The organism is Pseudomonas sp. P5_152 (assembly GCF_033989915.1).
Lineage (GTDB): Bacteria > Pseudomonadota > Gammaproteobacteria > Pseudomonadales > Pseudomonadaceae > Aquipseudomonas.
On sequence record NZ_JASFAH010000002.1, the window covers coordinates 3,906,802 to 3,924,849 of the forward strand.

Genomic DNA, 18,048 nt, shown 5'->3' on the forward strand with positions numbered 1-18,048 from the left:
CAGACGTCTTAACGACATCAAACAAATGACAAACATTTAGATAATCAATAGGAATACCCCATGACCAGCACCCAACAACGCGCCGCCCTGCAACGCCAGATTTGGGCAATTGCTAACGATGTTCGTGGCGCAGTCGATGGTTGGGACTTTAAGCAGTACGTGCTTGGCACCTTGTTCTACCGTTTCATCAGCGAAAACTTCGCCAGCTACATTGAAGGCGGAGACGACAGCATCAAATACGCTGAGTTGCCCGATAAGGTCATCACCGCAGATATCAAAGACGATGCCATTAAGACCAAGGGCTATTTCATCTACCCCAGCCAGTTGTTTGCCACTATCGCTGCCGGTGCCAACACCAACGAAAGCCTGAACACCGATCTAGCCGCCATCTTTGCCGCTATCGAAAACTCAGCAAACGGCTACCCCTCCGAGCGCGACATAAAAGGTCTGTTTGCGGACTTCGACACCACTAGCAACCGTTTGGGCAATACCGTAAAGGACAAGAATGCGCGCCTCGCCGACGTGCTCAAAGGTGTAGCCAAGTTGGACTTTGGCACCTTTGACGAAAGCCACATCGACCTGTTTGGCGACGCTTACGAATTCCTCATCTCCAACTACGCCGCCAATGCCGGCAAATCGGGCGGTGAGTTCTTCACTCCGCAGCAGGTCTCCAAGCTGATCGCCCAGCTCGCCATGCACAAGCAAACCAGTATCAACAAGATCTACGATCCCGCTTGCGGATCGGGCTCGCTGCTGCTGCAAGCCAAGAGGCACTTTGATGAACACATCATTGAAGACGGTTTTTTCGGTCAGGAACTCAACCACACGACGTATAACCTGGCGCGGATGAATATGTTCCTCCACAACGTCAACTACGACAAATTCAATATCCAGCTCGGTGATACGCTGATCGAGCCGCACTTTGGCGACGATAAACCCTTCGATGCCATCGTCTCCAACCCGCCGTATTCGGTGAAGTGGAAGGGGGCGGACGACCCCACCCTGATCAACGATGACCGCTTTGCGCCTGCCGGTGTGCTGGCTCCCAAATCGAAAGCCGACTTTGCTTTTGTGCTGCATGCCCTCAGCTATCTTTCAAGCAAAGGCCGCGCGGCGATTGTTTGCTTCCCCGGTATTTTTTACCGTGGCGGCGCTGAGCAGAAAATTCGTCAATATCTGGTGGATAACAATTACGTCGAAACCGTGATTTCGCTCGCACCCAACCTGTTCTTTGGCACCACCATTGCAGTGAATATTCTGGTGCTGTCCAAACACAAAACGGACACCAACACGCAGTTCATTGATGCCAGCGGCAAAGACTATTTCAAGAAGGAAACTAACAACAACGTGCTGCTGGATACGCACATAGACCAGATCATGGCGGTGTTCGACAGCAAGGCGAATGTGGAGCACTTCGCCCTGTCGGTTCCGATCGAGAAAGTGGCCGCCAACGACTACAACCTGTCGGTCAGCAGCTACGTCGAAGCCAAGGACAACCGCGAAGTGGTAGATATTGGCGAGCTCAATGCCGAACTGAAAATTACCGTAGCCAAGATCGACCAGCTTCGGATGGATATTGATACCATCGTCGCAGAGATTGAAGGCGAGGAGCTAGAGGCATGAGCGGCGGGAACTTTTTGGACAAGCTGCTGGATGGTGCTGATGTGGACTGGAAAGCGCTAGGGGAGTTAACGCTGCCCACAACCAATATTAAATGGCGCAATGCAAATCGCACCTATCGATATATTGATCTCACCTCTGTAAATATTGAAACTAAGGCAATAATCGAAACACCCGAAATAACGCAGAGCAATGCACCAAGTCGGGCGCAAAAGCTCGTTGAAGAAAATGACGTGATTTTCGCAACAACTCGTCCAGCCCAACAACGCTACTGCTTAATTGATGATGAGTACGCTGGAGAAGTTGCAAGTACCGGCTACTGCGTTTTGCGCGCAAAGAGAGCAGAAGTATTACCTAAGTGGATTTTGCATTGGATTGCCTCTTCTGACTTCAAGGCTTATGTTGAAGAAAACCAAAGCGGATCAGCGTATCCCGCTATTTCAGACGCAAAGGTGAAGGATTTTAAAATCCCCATCCCCTGCCCCGGAAACCAAAAAAAATCGCTTGAAATCCAAGCCAAAATTGTCCGTATTCTGGACGCATTTAGCGAGCTTACAAGCGAGCTTACAAGCGAGCTTGCAAGCGAGCTTACAGCCCGCAAAAAACAATACAACTACTATCGCGACAAGTTGTTGAGTTTTGAAGATGGGGATGTGGAATGGAAGACGTTGCCAGAGATGGCTCTTGATTTTGGGCGTGGAAAATCTAAGCATCGCCCGAGAAATGACAAAAAGCTATATGGCGGCGATATTCCTTTTATACAGACAGGTGATATTAGAGGCGCATCACACATAATCACGCAATACAGTCAAACATACAGCGCGCTTGGCTTAAAGCAAAGCAAGTTATGGCCCAAAGGAACGCTATGCATCACAATTGCAGCCAACATCGCGGAAACATCCATACTGGGCTTTGATGCTTGCTTCCCTGACAGTATCATTGGCTTTGTTGCTGACCCTGACAAAACCAGCTCTGGATATGTTGAATACATTCTTCAATCAACTAAAGCCAAGCTGGAAGAAAAAGGGAAAGAGAAAAGCAGTGCGCAAAGCAATATCAATCTTGGCACTTTTGAACAATTAAAACTGCCCTTTCCATCCCTCGCAGAGCAAGCCCGTATCGTCGCCATCCTCGACAAATTAGACGCCCTCACCAGCTCTATCACCGAAGGCTTGCCGCGCGAAATTGCGTTGCGCCAACAGCAATACGAGCATTACCGCGATTTACTGCTGAGCTTCCCTGAGCCTGAAAAAGTGGTGGAATAAAATGAGCAAGACGCTAACGGAAATTGCTCACCAACTGAGTACACCAAAAACAGTTAAAAAAACTGTACCTGAAAAAACCAAGGAGGTTGAAGAAGCCAAGCCGGTTCCAAAGGTGCAGCTGATATATGCCTTTAACGGTACAGGCAAGACACGCCTTTCACGGGAGTTCAAGCAGCTGATTGCGCCCAAAGCCGATGACAATGGGGGCGATGATGAACCCAATCAGGCTGAGTTGACGCGCAACAAAGTCCTTTATTACAACGCTTTTACCGAGGACTTGTTTTATTGGGATAACGATCTGGAGAGTGATGCAGAACCGAAACTCAAAATTCAGCCCAATTCTTATACAGACTGGCTGCTCACTCTACTCAAAGATCTGGGGCAAGATAGAAATATCGTTACCTACTTCCAGCGATATGCGAATGACAAACTAACTCCGCATTTCAGCGAAGACTTCACTGAAGTTAGTTTTTCATTAGAGCGAGGTGACGATGAACGTACCGGTCATATCAAAATATCAAAAGGCGAAGAAAGCAACTTCATTTGGAGCGTTTTTCACACTCTGCTAGATCAGGTGGTAACGATTTTAAATATCGTCGAGCCTACCGAGAGAGAAACCAATCAGTTCGATAAGTTGGAGTACGTGTTTATTGATGATCCAGTCAGCTCTCTGGATGAGAATCATTTAATTGAATTGGCTGTCAATTTGGCGAGCTTGATAAAATCAAGTCAATCTTCTCTAAAGTTCATCATTACAACGCACAGTCCGCTGTTTTATAACGTGCTGCACAATGAGCTAAAAAATAAAACCTGTTATATGTTAGGGCGACTTGAGGATGGCACCTTTGAACTGGCTGAAAAGCATGGTGACTCCGATACAAGCTTTTCCTATCACTTGCACCTTAAGAAAATTCTTGAGAAAGCAATTGCAGATAATCAGGTGCAAAAATATCACTTTACGCTCTTGCGTAATTTGTACGAAAAAACAGCCAGTTATCTGGGCTATCCAAGATGGGCGGAGCTTTTGCCTGACGATAAACAAACCTATTTAAAGTTTATTATTCAATTTACCAGTCATAGCACCTTATCCCACGAAACTGTCGCCGAGCCCAGTGAGCCAGAAAAAAATACGGTCGCGCTATTGCTTAATCACTTGGCGAGCACCTACAGATTTTGGCAGCAGGAAAATCAAAATGGTTGATTACACAAAGCCCATCGCCGAATCGAATAGCTTCATCGTTCTGGACAAATACACCCAAGAATGGAAGGTCGCAGAAAACTACCAAAGCGAAGGCGACCTGGAGCGAGAGTTTATTCAAGACATGCAGAATCAGGGCTACGAGTATGCCCTTGGTTTAAACACACCTGCGAAACTGCTGTCCAATGCGCGCGAGCAGTTGCAGGCATTGAACAACATGCAGTTTCTTGAAGGCGAGTGGCAGCGCTTTGTTGAAACCTATCTGGACAGACCCAGCGACAGCATCGTCGATAAAACCCGCAAGATCCATGATGACTATATCCATGACTTTGTGTTTGACGATGGTCATATTCAGAACATATATCTGCTGGATAAAAAGAATATTGCCCGCAATAAGGTGCAGGTGATCAAGCAGTTTGAGCAAGCTGGCAGCCATGCCAACCGATACGATGTGACGATTTTGGTCAATGGTCTGCCGCTGGTGCAGGTGGAGCTGAAGAAGCGAGGCGTGGCGATTCGCGAAGCCTTTAATCAGGTGCACCGTTACAGCAAAGAAAGCTTTAACAGCGAGCAGTCTTTGTTCAAGTATTTGCAACTGTTTGTCATTTCCAACGGCACCGATAGCCGTTATTTTGCCAACACCACCCAGCGTAACAAAAACAGCTTCGACTTCACCATGAATTGGGCAAAGTCAGATAACAGCCTGATCAAAGACCTGAAAGACTTTACCGCTACGTTCTTTCAGAAAAACACCCTGCTCAATGTGTTGCTGCATTATTCGGTGTTTGATGTTAGCAATGCGCTGTTGGTAATGCGTCCCTACCAAATTGCTGCCATTGAGCGAATTTTGTGGAAGATCAACAGCGCTTATCAGGCCAAGAGCTGGAGTCAGCTTGAGGGCGGCGGCTTTATCTGGCACACCACCGGCTCAGGCAAAACGCTGACCAGTTTTAAAGCGGCGCGCTTGGCTACCGAGCTTGAGTTCATCGACAAAGTGTTCTTCGTGGTGGATCGCAAGGATCTGGATTACCAGACCATGAAGGAATACCAGCGCTTTTCACCGGATAGCGTGAACGGCTCTGACTCTACCGCCGGTCTGAAACGCAACCTGGATAAGGACGACAACAAGATTGTCGTCACCACGATCCAGAAGCTCAATAATCTGATGAAAAGCGAAGGCGATCTACCCATCTATAACAAGCAGGTGGTGTTTATTTTTGATGAATGCCACCGAAGCCAGTTCGGTGAAGCTCAGAAAAACCTAAAGAAGAAATTCAAAAAGTTCTATCAGTTTGGCTTTACCGGCACGCCTATTTTTCCGCAAAACGCCCTGGGCGCGGACACTACTGCCAGCGTGTTCGGTCGGGAGTTGCATTCGTATGTAATTACCGACGCCATTCGTGATGAAAAAGTGCTCAAGTTCAAGGTGGACTACAACGATGTGCGCCCGCAGTTCAAAGCCATCGAAACCGAGACAGACGAGAAAAAGCTGAGCGCAGCAGAGAACAAGCAAGCCCTGTTGCACCCCGACCGTATCCGCGAGATTACGCAGTACATCCTCAATAACTTCCGGCAAAAAACCCACCGCCTTCAATCTGCGACAAAAGGCTTCAACGCCATGTTTGCGGTTAGCAGCGTGGATGCAGCCAAAATGTACTACGAGTGCTTCAGGGAGCTGCAGAAGAGCAGCGAAAAACCACTGAGGGTGGCCACTATCTTCTCGTTCGCTGCCAACGAGGAGCAGGATGCGATTGGCGACATTCAGGACGAAAGTTTTGATGTGGCTGCCATGAACAGCAGCGCCAAGGAGTTCTTGAGCGCGGCCATTGTCGATTACAACACGCTGTTCAAAACCAACTTCAGCGTGGACAGCAATGGCTTCCAGAATTACTACCGTGATCTGGCCAAGCAGGTCAAAGCCAAGGAAATTGACCTGCTGATCGTGGTCGGCATGTTCCTGACCGGCTTTGACGCCCCCACGCTGAACACTTTGTTTGTGGACAAGAACCTGCGCTACCACGGTTTGATGCAGGCTTACTCGCGCACCAACCGAATTTTCGATGCCACCAAGACCTTTGGCAATATCGTTACCTTCCGCGACCTGGAACAGGCGACCATCGACGCCATTACCTTGTTTGGAGATAAAAACACCAAGAATGTGGTGTTGGAGAAGAGCTACAAGGAATACATGGAGGGCTTTACCGATGTGGCCACCGGTGAAGCGCGGCGCGGTTTTGTGGAAGTGGTGAAAGAGTTGGAACAGCGTTTTCCTGACCCTTCAGCCATTGAAAAAGAGTCCGATAAAAAAGCCTTCGCGAAACTGTTCGGCGAGTATTTGCGCGTTGAGAACGTGCTGCAGAACTACGATGAATTTGCCAGACTGATGGCCGTGCAAAGTGTCGACCTGAATGATCCGGAGGCAGTTGAAGCATTCAAGGCCAAGCACTATTTAAACGATGAAGATCTGGCTGCGTTGCAAGCAATCAAGATACCAGCAGAGCGGAAAATTCAGGACTATCGATCAACCTATAACGATGTTCGCGATTGGCTGCGTCGGGAGAAGTCCTCCAACGACAAAGAAAAATCAACTATCGATTGGGATGATGTGGTCTTTGAGGTGGACCTGCTCAAGTCGCAAGAAATCAACCTAGATTACATCCTTGAGCTGATCTTCGAACACAACAAAAAGATCAAGAGCAAGTCCGACCTAGTGGATGAGGTGCGTCGCGTGATTCGCGCAAGTCTGGGCAACCGCGCCAAAGAGAGCTTGCTTGTGGACTTCATCAATCAAACCGACCTTGACCAGATTGGCGATAAGGCCAGTGTGATAGACGCCTTCTTCATTTTCGCCCAAGCGGAACAACAACGAGAGGCTCAGGAGCTTATTAGCGCTGAGAACCTCAATGCAGAAGCGACCAGACGCTATATCACCACTTCTCTGAAGCGGGAGTTCGCCAGCGACAGCGGTACAGAACTCAACGCCGTACTACCCAAGATGAGCCCGCTGAACCCGCAATACCTGACCAAGAAGCAGAGCGTCTTCCAAAAGATCGCTACGTTTGTCGAGAAGTTCAAAGGTGTGGGTGGGAGCGTATAAAAAAGCCGAGAGAGTATTTTCATAAGTGGCCCCGTTCAACGCAAGCACTGGGCAAAATTCGCGTGAGTTTGCGCGTGAACCAGTCCTGTTGATGGGGCCTTGTGCTACTCAATGTTCGCGAAGTGAGCAGCCATGCCAATATGGCGCTCAAGTTGCTCAGTGATGAGTCGACCAGAGATGTGTTCATAGCGATGGTGTATCGTAAGCGCTCTATAAACCCCACCGAACTCAAGATGGGTGGCGCGCTCACCCGGTGCTTTCTCGAGAGGCTAGCATTGAATTGCCCCTAGATTCGTAGTCACCTTCGAATGGCCGCTTCGGGCCGCCAGCTACCCTCCGCCAGTGGCGGCTATGGTTGATAGCGGCCGCTCTCACTCAGCGATTGAACCCCCAGGTTTTTTGTAAACGACGAGCGAGCAGCCGCACGGTCAGCAAGTAGTAATACCGTGTCGAATCGCTGCGTTGATTTAAGCGATGCTCAAGAAACCACGCCACATGCTTCCTTTGCCAAGTCCACGGGTTTTCTCGCAGCCACCGCTTTGCGATTTCAACCTGAATGATTTTCGCCTGGCGCAAATGACGTTGCCGCGTTGCGTGCGAACCAATCAGCACGCCAGCCAAGAACAACTCCATATCGAATGGCTTGCTCATGTCCGTCCTCCAATATAGGCAGCGACCACATCGATCCGACCGTGCCCCAGCTCATAGCCGATTTGCCTCCGGGCCTCACGATCAAGGCGCTGATTTAGCTGACCACATTCACCGCCGTTGATAGGTGCGCGATATTGGGTGATTTGCTCGTAGCGCTCACATGCGTACGCCGCTCGTAGTTCGTGGAAGCCTTTGAGATTGTGCGCATGAATGGTGTCGCGCGCAGGACGGACGATTTCCTGGAGAACGCTCAAGTAGCTTTCGTTCGGAGCAATCAGGTTTCGGCTACCAGCAGGCGAGACTAGCCTAGCAAATTCAAGCGCGCCACGAATATGGTCGTCCACCGCAATCCAACGAGGTGCTGATGCACCGGCGCGGCCGCCTTTGGTGCCGTCCTGAATGTTGATTCTGGCTAAGTCTTTGGCTTCAAGGCTTAGCCGTGGCAGGTCAGCCAAGATGGCCTCTCGCAAGCGCATGCCGGTGGACCGCGCCAACAGAATGATCGCGGCTGACCGTAGCTGATGATCCTTGCAAAGTTCATCGATAATCGGCTTAACCTGCTCGCGGTCTTGGCCCTGCGGAACCGAGTGGCGAACTCCGTTGCGTTGCATACTCAACGCAATGCTTGGACTTGGCAATTTCACATACTGATCACCGCGAAGCGCTGCCATTGTCCTATTAACGCTGGATAGCCGGTTTTGCGCAGTGCTGATAGCTAGGTGACCGTGCTCAACCAATCCGCGAAGGTATGCGGCATAGTTCGACAACACCTCGCGGTCAATCTGCCGCGCATCGTTGATCCCGGGTCCCGCTTCAGACCGGCACCACTTCACGAATGCCCGCCACCGATCGCTGTGCGCCTTGACCGTGCCGTAATGGCCACCACCGAACATATCTTTCAGCGCCTGCTGACCCGCATAGCTCAACTGCCTGCCGTAACCGAAATTGCGGCCATCGCGTCTACCTACCAATGCCATGTCAGTCACCTCATCATCCGATCTCCAACCCTCGCCCCACGTCATCCCGCCAAGAATGCTGAGTGTTATCAGGGATCAAGGCCCCTGCGACCTGTGGGGATGTCCTCTAACGCAGGACTGGCGGCTCCTTACAACCGGGAGCAAGGGCATCTCATGATCTGGCCTCCTGAGCACCGATACCGGTGGGCGGGCGGAGGCTGCATTGGCTGACGAGACCAGTGCCGCGAGATCCTGAGCCGGGTGAACGCAGCAATGCGATGACCGGGGCATGCCTGACTGTCAGTCAGGTGCAGTCCATTCCCTGGTCTGCGGCACCATCATCTACAGCGCTGTTGCTGGTGACATCGGCATTTGTCACGCCGATTGTCACGAGGGGGATTGCCGCAAAGCCATGTGCGATCAGGGCTGCAGCAGTGTTAGAAGCGCCCGTCTCTTTCCAGGAGAAAGAGACGGGCGCAGGTTGGCGCAAGATTCGGCCAAGCGGATAGGTTGCTGCAGGGCAGCGGAGTAGGAAGTGTCGTCTGGCGCACGTGGGCCATGATCTGAAGTAGGCATCCATCACCGGGGAGGTGACCGGGCGAGCTGCCGGACGCTAATCGCCATTTGGGGGGAGAACCACCGCGGGAGCGGCGTGACCTTCAAGGTTCGGGCCACCTGGGTTGCTGTCATCGACAGCACTTGCACGGCCAGTTCTACGCTTGTGGATAAACCCGGTCAAGGTTCGAAATTCAGTGCCACTTTGGACTTGAAGAACGGATATCCACCGGTGGAATTCCGTGGTAAATCCTGGACATCGTTTTGGCTTTTAGCTTTTCAAAGTGAGGTCCTTCCAAACAGGGCGGCTTTGCAGCCCTATTTGGAAGGACCCGTGCTTAAAAGCGGATAAGCGACGCTGCTTGCCCCGAATCTTGAGCGCTCAGTTGTCGCTGCTGCTGTTCTTGCGCCGTACAGAGCTAGCGGATCGGCACCACGTTCTTGTCTCTGACTTGGCCGTATGCGGAGGCGAGCAGGCTACCGGTGGCGGCCTTCTGGATGTACTCACTCCACCAAGCCATCATCGGACGCCGGCGCTCGATGTAGTCGGCCCGGTTGTAAGCGCTGCGCACCTCATCCTTGTCGACATGCGCCAGTGCGACCTCAATGAGTTCCGGGTCCCACCCATGCTCATTCAAGATGGTGCTGGCCATCGAGCGCATGCCGTGACTAACCAACCGATCCTGGAACCCCATGCGTTTCAATGCCATGTTGGCCGTTTGGCTATTGGCATGAGTACGCGGGTTTCTGTCAGCCGGGAAGACGTATTCGCGATGGCCGCTGTGAGTCTTCAGTGACTCCAACAACGCGACAGCGTGATCACTCAAAGGAATGCTGTGTGGGCGGCGCTTCTTCATCCGCTCCGCAGGGATAGTCCAAACGCGCCTTTCAAAATCGATGTCTGCCCAGCGAGTAGTCGCTGCCTCGGCGGGGCGAGTCATCGTGTGCAACTGCCATTCGATCAGGCAGCGGGTGGTGCGTTTGATGCTGGCGTTCGCGATCTCCAGCATGAGCTCGGGGAGCTCTTCGGGCGGAAGCGCAGCCATGTTTTCTTTCTTGGGCTTCTTGAAGACTGCCCTGATACCGTTGAGCGGGTTGGCGAATATCAGCCCGGAGTTTACGCCGTAGGTCATGATCTCGTTTAGCCGCTGGCTTAGACGCTTGACCGTCTCCAGGCTGCCTTTCGCTTCGATTGGACGAAGCAATCCGATCACCATCGGCGCGGTGATTTTCGTCAGTGGTGTCGTCCTCAAATCGGGGAGCACGTGCAACGTGAGCGACCGCCAGATGTCCTCGGCGTAGGCCGGGGTGACCGAGTCTTTCTTGAGCTCGAACCAGGCTGTGGCCACGTTCTCAAAGGTGTGTTCCGTTTCTGCGCGCTTGGCTTCATTCAACGTATTTCGTTGCACCTTCGGATCGATGCCCTGTGCGAGCAACTCGCGTGCATCGACTGCCATCTTTCGTGCGTTGGCCAGTGACAGTTCGGGGTAGGTCCCAAAGCCAATGTTGATGCGCTTCTTGGTCACCGGTTCGCGGTAGTTGAAATTCCACAGCAACGAGCCGTTGCTGCGTACCCGGAGCTGCAAACCGTCACCATCCGTGAGGACGTAATCCTTGGACGCGGGTTTGACTCCCTTGAGCTGTCGATCGGAGAGGCGGAGTTTTTGAGCAGGCATGAGATTGTCCTCAGGCACTGATTCGGTATTCCAAAGATTAGCACCGGATGGGCTGGAATACCGTCTGGAATACCCGAATGGCTGGAACTCAAAAACTCTCAAAAGACCGCAAAAGCGCTGGAGGCCGCGTATTTACTGGATCGCAGGCACAAAAAAAGACGTCCGTGGACGTCTTTGATTGATCATTTGGTGGAGCCGGGGGGATTTGAACCCCCGTCCGCCAGTACTCCGCTGTCGGTACTACATGCGTAGCCGTTTCTATTAAGTTAACCCTCAGCGACCCGAAGGGCAGGGTGCTTTGGGCGAGTTGTGTAAGTTTTAGCCGATTCGTCCACAACGTACTGCACGGCGATTCTGTTCTATATGACAATCACTTTGGGTTTACAGACATCCCCTGGTGATTGCTGGACCCGAAGGTACCAGAAGCTCAGGGCTAAGGCTGCTTACGCAGCGAGAGCGAATTCCTGGCCGTAGTTTTCGTCATTGGCAACTATAAGTAGTTGCAACAGTGGATTTACGAGTTCTGTTACCAACTCGGCATGCACCTAAAGTTTCGCAACCGGCGTCGAATCCTAAACGGCCCCGAGCCCACTGCTCTGTGGATCAATTTGAGCAGCAAGCCTGTGCAGTGTACGCCAACGCGTTCGATAAGGCCAACCCGAAGGTTGGCCTTGAGCGCGCATCAGCCCTTGTCGGGGGTACGGGTCTGGATTTTGGTCAGGGTCCCGGTGGTGATGTCGATGCAATCTTTGGTGTTACCGGCAGCCTTGGCTTCCTGTGCTTTCTTCAGCGCCGCCTTGGCGTTGTCCATGGCGTTTTCCGAGGTGGCGGGCGCGGTGGCGATGGCATCCTGGAGTTTCTGGATATTGCCATCGCACAGGTCTTCATCCGCTGCAAACACCGGCGAGGCCAACAGTGCAGCGGTGATGAACAATCCAGCAATTGCAGAGTGCTTCATGGGTATCTCCTTGTGCATGAGGGCTCGGTGCTGCCGGTCGATGGGGCTGCTGGCCGAGGGGGTTAAGCTCTTTTGCAGGGCTTAGCTAGATGACTATAGACGCACGCAGGAATTCGGTTTTTTTTTGCGGTTTTGCCGAGACGGTAGGGGCGGGCGCCCGCTGGCGGCTTGCTCGCGATGAACTCGGGGCCGGCGGGTTGAATCAGTCAGCACCGGTTTTTTGTTGAGTTCATCGCGAGCAAGCTCGCTCCTACATACACCCACCCCAGGTACGCCCTACGCCGGGCGGGCCTGGGTCACTCGGTCTACCAGGTAGACCAGGCCGTGGTAGTCGATCCCGCCGTGCTGGCTGAGGCCGATTTCACAGGTGCGGCTGGTGGAGATGCCTTCGCTGCAATGCTGCACGGCGTCCTTGAGGGTGCGCAGTGAGTGGGCGTTCAGCTCGGGGGTGGTGAAGCCTTTGTCGCCGGCAAACCCGCAGCAGTGGATGCCTTCGGGGATCACCACGTTGTTGCTGCAACGCCGGACCAGGTCGATCAGCGCCTGGCTTTCGCCCAGGTGCTGGGTGCTGCAAGTCACGTGCACGGCAATTGGGGCGTCTTGCGGGGTGAAGTCGAGGCGCTCCAGCAGGTGGCTGCGGATGAAACGCACCGGGTCGTAGAGGTCCAGGCGCGTGTCGCCCAGGTCCTGCATCAGGCGCAGGGTGCAGGGGCTGGTGTCGCAGTAGATTGGATCGAGCCCGCCGCGACTGGCGTGGAGGAGGGCGCCGAGCAGTTCCTGGCGTTTGTGTTCGGCTTGTTCGGCGTAGCCTTTGGAGGCGAATGGCTGGCCGCAGCAGAGGTTGTCGAGGTTGTCCGGAAACACCACTTGGTAGCCGGCTTTTTCCAGCAGGCCACGGGTTTTGTCGTACAGCGAGGTCTGCTCCTTGTCGCCCGCTGCCGGGCCCATGGCGCGTGAGACGCAGGCCGCCAGGTAGACCACTCGCGGACGTGCATCGCTGACCGTCGGGCTGAAACGGATCGCCCGTTCCGGCTGGGGCATGGCGTTGCTCCACTGCGGAATCTGCCCTTTCGACAGTTGGCTGAGGCGGGCCGAGAGTTTGCTCAGGCGTGGCGCGCCCAGCAGCATCCGCGCGCCGTTGGCCACGTGCAGGGTGAAGCGCGCGCCTTGCAGAGCCGTGGCGAAATGTCCTTCCAGCCAACTAGCGGTTTTCACATGGGTGGCGCTGCGGCTGCGCAGTTTTTTCACCAGCTCGCCGGTGTTGATGCCCACCGGGCAGCGTTGCGCACACAGGCCGGTCGCCGCGCAGGTGTCGAGGCCCTGATATTGGTAGGCTTCTTCCAGTTCACGGGTGTCGATGCCAGCGCGTTTTTTCGCCTGGATGTCGCGCCAAATGACGATGCGCTGGCGCGGGCTCAGGGTCAGGCCTTTGGACGGGCAGACCGGCTCGCAGAAGCCGCACTCGATGCATTTGTCGACGATCTCGTCGGCAGCCGGCAAGGGCTTGAGGTGCTTGAGGTGGATCTGCGGATCGTCGCTGAGGACCACGTCCGGGTTGAGGATGGCGTTGGGGTCGAGCAGGTGTTTGAGCTGCCACATCAACTGGTAGGCATCGCTGCCCCATTCCAGTTCGACGAAGGGTGCCATGTTGCGCCCGGTGCCGTGTTCGGCCTTGAGCGAACCGCCGAATTCCACGGCCACCAGTTGTGCCACGTCGTCCATGAACGCCTGGTAGCGGGCGACTTCTTGCGGGCTGTTGAAGCCCTGGGTGAAGACGAAGTGCAGGTTGCCCTCCAGGGCGTGGCCGAACAGGATCGCTTCATCGTAGTGGTGTTTGTCGAACAGCTCGATCAGGCGGTTGACGCCGATTGCCAGTTGCTCCACCGGGAAGGTGACGTCTTCGATGATCACCGTGGTCCCGGTTTTGCGCACCGCGCCGACGGCGGGGAAGGTGTCTTTGCGGATCGCCCAGAGCTTGGCGTTTTCAGCCGGGTCCTGAGTGAAGTCGACCTGTTTTTCCACCGGGAAGGGCGCCAGCGAGCTCGTGATCTGCGCCAGCTGTTCCTCCAGCAGCGCCGACGTGGCGGCGCGGGACTCGATCAGCAAGGCGCAGGCCTGGCTCGACAGTTGCTGGACGAACGCCGGCATCCCGGGTTTGTCCTGCACCGAGCGCAGGCTGCGGCGGTCCAGCAGTTCCACCGCCGAGACCGGCTGGCTTTTCAGCACGGTGACGGCGGTGCAGCAGGTTTCCACGTCGGGGAAGACGATCAGCGCCGAGGCTTTGTGCGGATGGTCGATCACCGTGTCGTAGGTCACCGCGCTGATGAAGCCCAGGGTGCCTTCGGAGCCCACCAGCAGGTGGCTCAAGATATCCACAGGCTCGTCGTAGTCCACCAGGGCATTGAGTGACAGGCCGGTGGTGTTTTTCAGACGGTATTTATGGCGAATTTTTGCCGCCAGGCTGGCATTGGCCCGGGTCTCGCGGCCCAGGGTCGCCAGGCGCTCCAGCAATTCTGCGTGACTGACACGAAAGGCCGCGACGCTGGCGGGGTCCTCGCTGTCCAGGCGACTGCCGTCGGCCAGCACCAGGCGAATCCCGGCCAGGGTGTGGTAGGTGTTCTGGGCGGTGCCGCAGCACATGCCGCTGGCGTTGTTGGCGACGATGCCACCAATCTTGCAGGCGTTGATCGAGGCCGGGTCGGGGCCGATCTTGCGCCCGAAAGGAGCCAGCCAGGCGTTGGCCTGAGCGCCGATGACGCCCGGCTGCAGGCGGATCTGGGTGCCCTGGCCACGAATCTCGCGGCCGTTCCAGTTGTCCCCCAGCACGATCAGTACCGAGTCGCTGATGGCCTGGCCGGACAGGCTGGTGCCGGCCGCGCGGAAGGTCACCGGGACGCGGTCGCGCTGGGCCAATTGCAGCAGGCTGACCACTTCGTCTTCAGACTCGACGCGGATCACCAGTTGCGGGATCAGCCGGTAGAAGCTGGCGTCGGTGCCAAAGGCCAGGGTCGACAGCGGGTCGTCGAAACGCCGCTCGCGGGGAATCAGTTGCTGCACGTCGCGCAGGAAAGCCGTCGGTAGGGTCATTGGTCCTCCAGGATCAGTACCACGAGGTCTTTCGGACCGTGGGCGCCGTACGCCAGGACTTGCTCGATATCGGCGGTCTTCGATGGGCCGGACACCAGCAGCGCGTTGGTCGGCATGCCTTGGGCCCAGTTGAACTCGCGTTGTACCTGATAGAAGTTGTCGCGGATTTCGCTGGCCTTGAGCAGGGCGAAATGCACCGGCGGCACCAGGCTCATCAAGCGCGGTTCTTCGCGGGTCGGCCAGAGGATCAGGCTACCGGTGGCCGCGATGGCGCCGAGGGTGGCGGTCAGGCTGGCCGGGGTGTCGTTGAACAACTCGGATTTCCACTGTTCTACCGGCCGGTCGTAGGCTTTCAGCGTCGGCAGCCCGGGATGTTGCGCCCAGTGTTGGGTGACGCGTTGCCCGTGGGCGGTGGTCGGGGCGATCAACAGGCTGGGTAACTGGCGCTCGGCCAACAGCTGCGCGAGCAATGCCGGCCAGCTGTCAGCCGAGGTCAGGTGGATTTCGGTGTGCACCGCTTCCATCAGCTTGCGCAGTTGTGGGATGCGTTGTTCGGCGGTGTAGGTGTAGGGCTCGGTCACCAGCGCTTCATCGAAGGTGTCGGGCACGGGTGTGGTGCCCGTCAGGCTGTGGCGTAGCTTGGCGAGAATGTTCTGTTTGGCACTCATCAGCGATCCCCCTGTTTGCCCAGATGCTCGCGGGCCATGTCGTGCAGTGAGCGGGCGGCCGGTTTTGGCGCGCTGTGGTTTTGCGTCCAGGGGCCAAGGTTGTTCGGCGTGAGGGCGCGCAGACGGGTGGCGAAGAAGCCGAACAACCGATACAGGGTTGGCGAGCTGTTGAGCCTGGCCCAGGCGTTCCAGATGAAACGCTCTTTGCGCGAGTACTTGCTGCCCTGGCCACGCATGACTTGGTGCGGGGTGTCGGGTGCCTTGACGTTCTCTTCGCGCAGGCGGCGCAGCAGGGCCGGGATCGGGATTTTCACCGGGCACACTTCACCGCAGGCGCCGCACAGGGAGGACGCGCTCGGGTGGTCGGGGACTTTCGCCAGGCCGACCATGTGCGGGGTGATGATCTTGCCGATCGGCCCAGGGTAGACCTCGCCATAGGCGTGGCCGCCGATGCGGGTGTAGACCGGACAGTGGTTCATGCACGCACCGCAGCGGATGCAGTTGAGTGTCTGGCGCAGTTCGCTGTCGGCGAAGGCCTGGCTGCGGCCGTTGTCCAGCAGCACCAGGTGCACTTGCTGCGGGCCGTCGAGCTCGTGGGCCTGGCGCGGGCCGGAGATCATGTTGACGTAGGTGGTGATCGGCTGGCCGAGGGCCGAGCGGGTCAGCAGCGACAGCAGCGGGACCACGTCGCGCAGGTTCTCGACGACTTTCTCGATCCCGGTGACGGCGATATGCACCGGCGGCACGGTGGTCGACATGCGGCCGTTGCCTTCGTTTTCCACCAGCAGCAGGGTGCCGGTTTCGGCCACGGCGAAATTGACGCCGGAGACGCCGATGTCGGCTTCGAAGAATTTCTGGCGCAAGACTTTACGCCCGATCTGAATGAGTTGGTCAACGTCCTTGGTGTACTCCACGCCAAGTTTGTCGTGGAACAAGGACGCGACCTGACCGGCATTCTTGTGGATCGCCGGCATAATAATGTGTGAAGGCTTCTCGTGGTCGAGCTGGACGATGAACTCGCCCATGTCCGATTCCAGGCATTCAATGCCCTGTTCAGCGAGGACATGGTTCATCTCCATCTCTTCGCTGACCATCGATTTGCCCTTGATCACTTGCCGTGCCTCGTGAGCGCGGATGATCTTGAGGACGATGCCATTGGCCTCGTCCACCGTTTCCGCCCAGTGCACTGTCACACCGTTGCGGGTCAGGTTCTGTTCAAGTTGCTCGAGCAGGTCGGGCAGCTTGGATAACGCGCGGGCGCGGACAGCATTGCCCAGCGCGCGCAAATGTTCTCTTTCGTGGGCATCGCTGAAGGACGCTGCCCGTTTTGTCATCAGTGAATCCATCGCAGTGCGAAAGTTGTTTCGCAGTTGCTGGTCGTCCAAAGCCTTGTGAGCCCGGGCGCGAAAATCTTCGTCGACGCTGACCGTCGGAATAATCGTGGAAGTGCTCATCGGGCACCCCCGGTTCGCTGCCAGAGGAAGCTGGCCAAGTGTTGGCCACGTAACGCTGCCTGCTGTTTCTCCAGCGAGCCGTTGATGTTCATCAAGCAACCGCAGTCGGCACTGAGTACCTGGTGGGCGCCGGATTCCTTCAACGACCGGGTCTTGTCCGCCACCATCGCGCCGGAAATGTCTGGCATACGGACGCTGAACGTCCCGCCAAAGCCACAACATTCGCTTTCGTGATCGTGGTTGACTCGCTCCACGTTGCTCAGTTGCGCCAACAACTCGCGACCGTGCAGGTGGGTGTTCATCTCGCGGCGTGCCGAGCACGACGTGTGCAGGGCCACTTTGACCGGTGCGCCGCTGTCCTTGAGCTGCACCTTGCAGACAAACAGCAGGAACTCGGCCAATTCATACGTGCGGGCGGCGAGCGCCTGGACTTGCTGCAGTGTGTCCGGCTCGTCCTTGAACAAGTCGGCGTAATGTTCGCGCAGCATGCCGGCGCAGGAACCCGACGGCACCACCACCGGATAATCCCCGGCAAACAACGCCAGTTGCGAGCGCGCCACGGTCCGTGCCTGCTCGGTGTAACCCGAGGTGTAGGCCGGTTGTCCGCAGCAGCTTTGGCCTTGCGGGTACTCCACGCGAATGCCTTCGCGCTCCAGCAGGTGAATCGCGTCCATCCCGGCTTCGGGATAGAACAGGTCGACCACGCAGGTGCCGAACAGGTAGACCCGTGGCGGTTTTACGCTGGGGTACTGGCGCGGTTCAGGCAGTGGCGGGGCAACCCGCGTCGCGTTCGGCACGGCGTTGTAGAAAAGCTCGCTCATCAGGCGTGTCTCCGGGTGGTCCCGGTTATCCGTCCGCTGCGG

At 55.8% G+C, this 18,048-nt stretch carries 12 protein-coding genes and 1 other RNA gene; 4 read left to right on the forward strand and 9 right to left on the reverse strand.

All coding sequences use genetic code 11. The annotated features are described in order from the left end of the window. The first annotated feature begins 60 nt into the window (after window positions 1-60). From QMK50_RS17585 to QMK50_RS17600, 4 genes are read left to right on the forward strand one after another with little or no spacing between them, the layout of a single operon-like run. Window positions 61-1,623 carry a type I restriction-modification system subunit M gene (locus QMK50_RS17585; protein ID WP_320333617.1) on the forward strand — a complete coding sequence of 521 codons (1,563 nt, stop codon included), beginning with the start codon at window positions 61-63 and terminating at the stop codon, window positions 1,621-1,623. Then, window positions 1,620-2,885, forward strand: a complete 1,266-nt coding sequence (locus QMK50_RS17590) for a restriction endonuclease subunit S (RefSeq protein WP_320333618.1) — start codon at window positions 1,620-1,622, stop codon at window positions 2,883-2,885. Before QMK50_RS17585 ends, QMK50_RS17590 begins: the two co-directional genes overlap by 4 nt. A 1-nt stretch (window position 2,886) precedes the next feature. Beyond that, window positions 2,887-4,086 (forward strand): AAA family ATPase, encoded by a 1,200-nt coding sequence (locus tag QMK50_RS17595; protein ID WP_320333619.1) that lies wholly within the window; start codon window positions 2,887-2,889, stop codon window positions 4,084-4,086. Next, window positions 4,079-7,180, forward strand: a complete 3,102-nt coding sequence (locus QMK50_RS17600) for a type I restriction endonuclease subunit R (RefSeq protein WP_320333620.1) — start codon at window positions 4,079-4,081, stop codon at window positions 7,178-7,180. The genes QMK50_RS17595 and QMK50_RS17600 overlap by 8 nt, the downstream gene beginning before the upstream one ends. A gap of 375 nt (window positions 7,181-7,555) precedes the next feature. Here the strand turns inward: QMK50_RS17600 and QMK50_RS17605 are convergent, their stop codons facing one another. From QMK50_RS17605 to QMK50_RS17645, 9 genes are all read right to left on the reverse strand, one after another. Then, entirely contained in the window at window positions 7,556-7,831 is a 276-nt protein-coding gene (locus tag QMK50_RS17605) for a hypothetical protein (protein ID WP_268263214.1), read from the reverse strand. Beyond that, window positions 7,828-8,808, reverse strand: coding sequence for an integrase domain-containing protein (locus tag QMK50_RS17610; protein ID WP_268263215.1), 981 nt, complete (start codon window positions 8,806-8,808; stop codon window positions 7,828-7,830). Before QMK50_RS17610 ends, QMK50_RS17605 begins: the two co-directional genes overlap by 4 nt. A 953-nt stretch (window positions 8,809-9,761) precedes the next feature. Continuing rightward, window positions 9,762-11,018, reverse strand: a complete 1,257-nt coding sequence (locus QMK50_RS17615; RefSeq protein ID WP_320333621.1) for an integrase domain-containing protein — start codon at window positions 11,016-11,018, stop codon at window positions 9,762-9,764. Window positions 11,019-11,205: 187 nt separating this feature from the next. Beyond that, window positions 11,206-11,602, reverse strand: a transfer-messenger RNA (tmRNA) gene (gene ssrA, locus QMK50_RS17620). A 98-nt stretch (window positions 11,603-11,700) separates the two neighbouring features. Continuing rightward, a complete protein-coding gene (locus QMK50_RS17625; RefSeq protein WP_095169490.1) occupies window positions 11,701-11,976 on the reverse strand; it encodes a hypothetical protein in 276 nt (91 codons plus the stop codon). Window positions 11,977-12,252: 276 nt separating this feature from the next. After that, window positions 12,253-15,063: an FAD-binding and (Fe-S)-binding domain-containing protein gene (locus QMK50_RS17630; RefSeq protein ID WP_320333622.1), complete on the reverse strand. Its 2,811-nt coding sequence runs from the start codon at window positions 15,061-15,063 to the stop codon at window positions 12,253-12,255. Further along, entirely contained in the window at window positions 15,060-15,731 is a 672-nt protein-coding gene (locus QMK50_RS17635) for a lactate utilization protein (RefSeq protein WP_320333623.1), read from the reverse strand. Before QMK50_RS17635 ends, QMK50_RS17630 begins: the two co-directional genes overlap by 4 nt. Further along, window positions 15,731-17,185, reverse strand: coding sequence for a LutB/LldF family L-lactate oxidation iron-sulfur protein (locus QMK50_RS17640; protein ID WP_095169487.1), 1,455 nt, complete (start codon window positions 17,183-17,185; stop codon window positions 15,731-15,733). The genes QMK50_RS17635 and QMK50_RS17640 overlap by 1 nt, the downstream gene beginning before the upstream one ends. Further along, window positions 17,182-18,006 carry a (Fe-S)-binding protein gene (locus tag QMK50_RS17645; protein WP_320333624.1) on the reverse strand — a complete coding sequence of 275 codons (825 nt, stop codon included), beginning with the start codon at window positions 18,004-18,006 and terminating at the stop codon, window positions 17,182-17,184. Before QMK50_RS17645 ends, QMK50_RS17640 begins: the two co-directional genes overlap by 4 nt. Window positions 18,007-18,048: the final 42 nt, after the last annotated feature.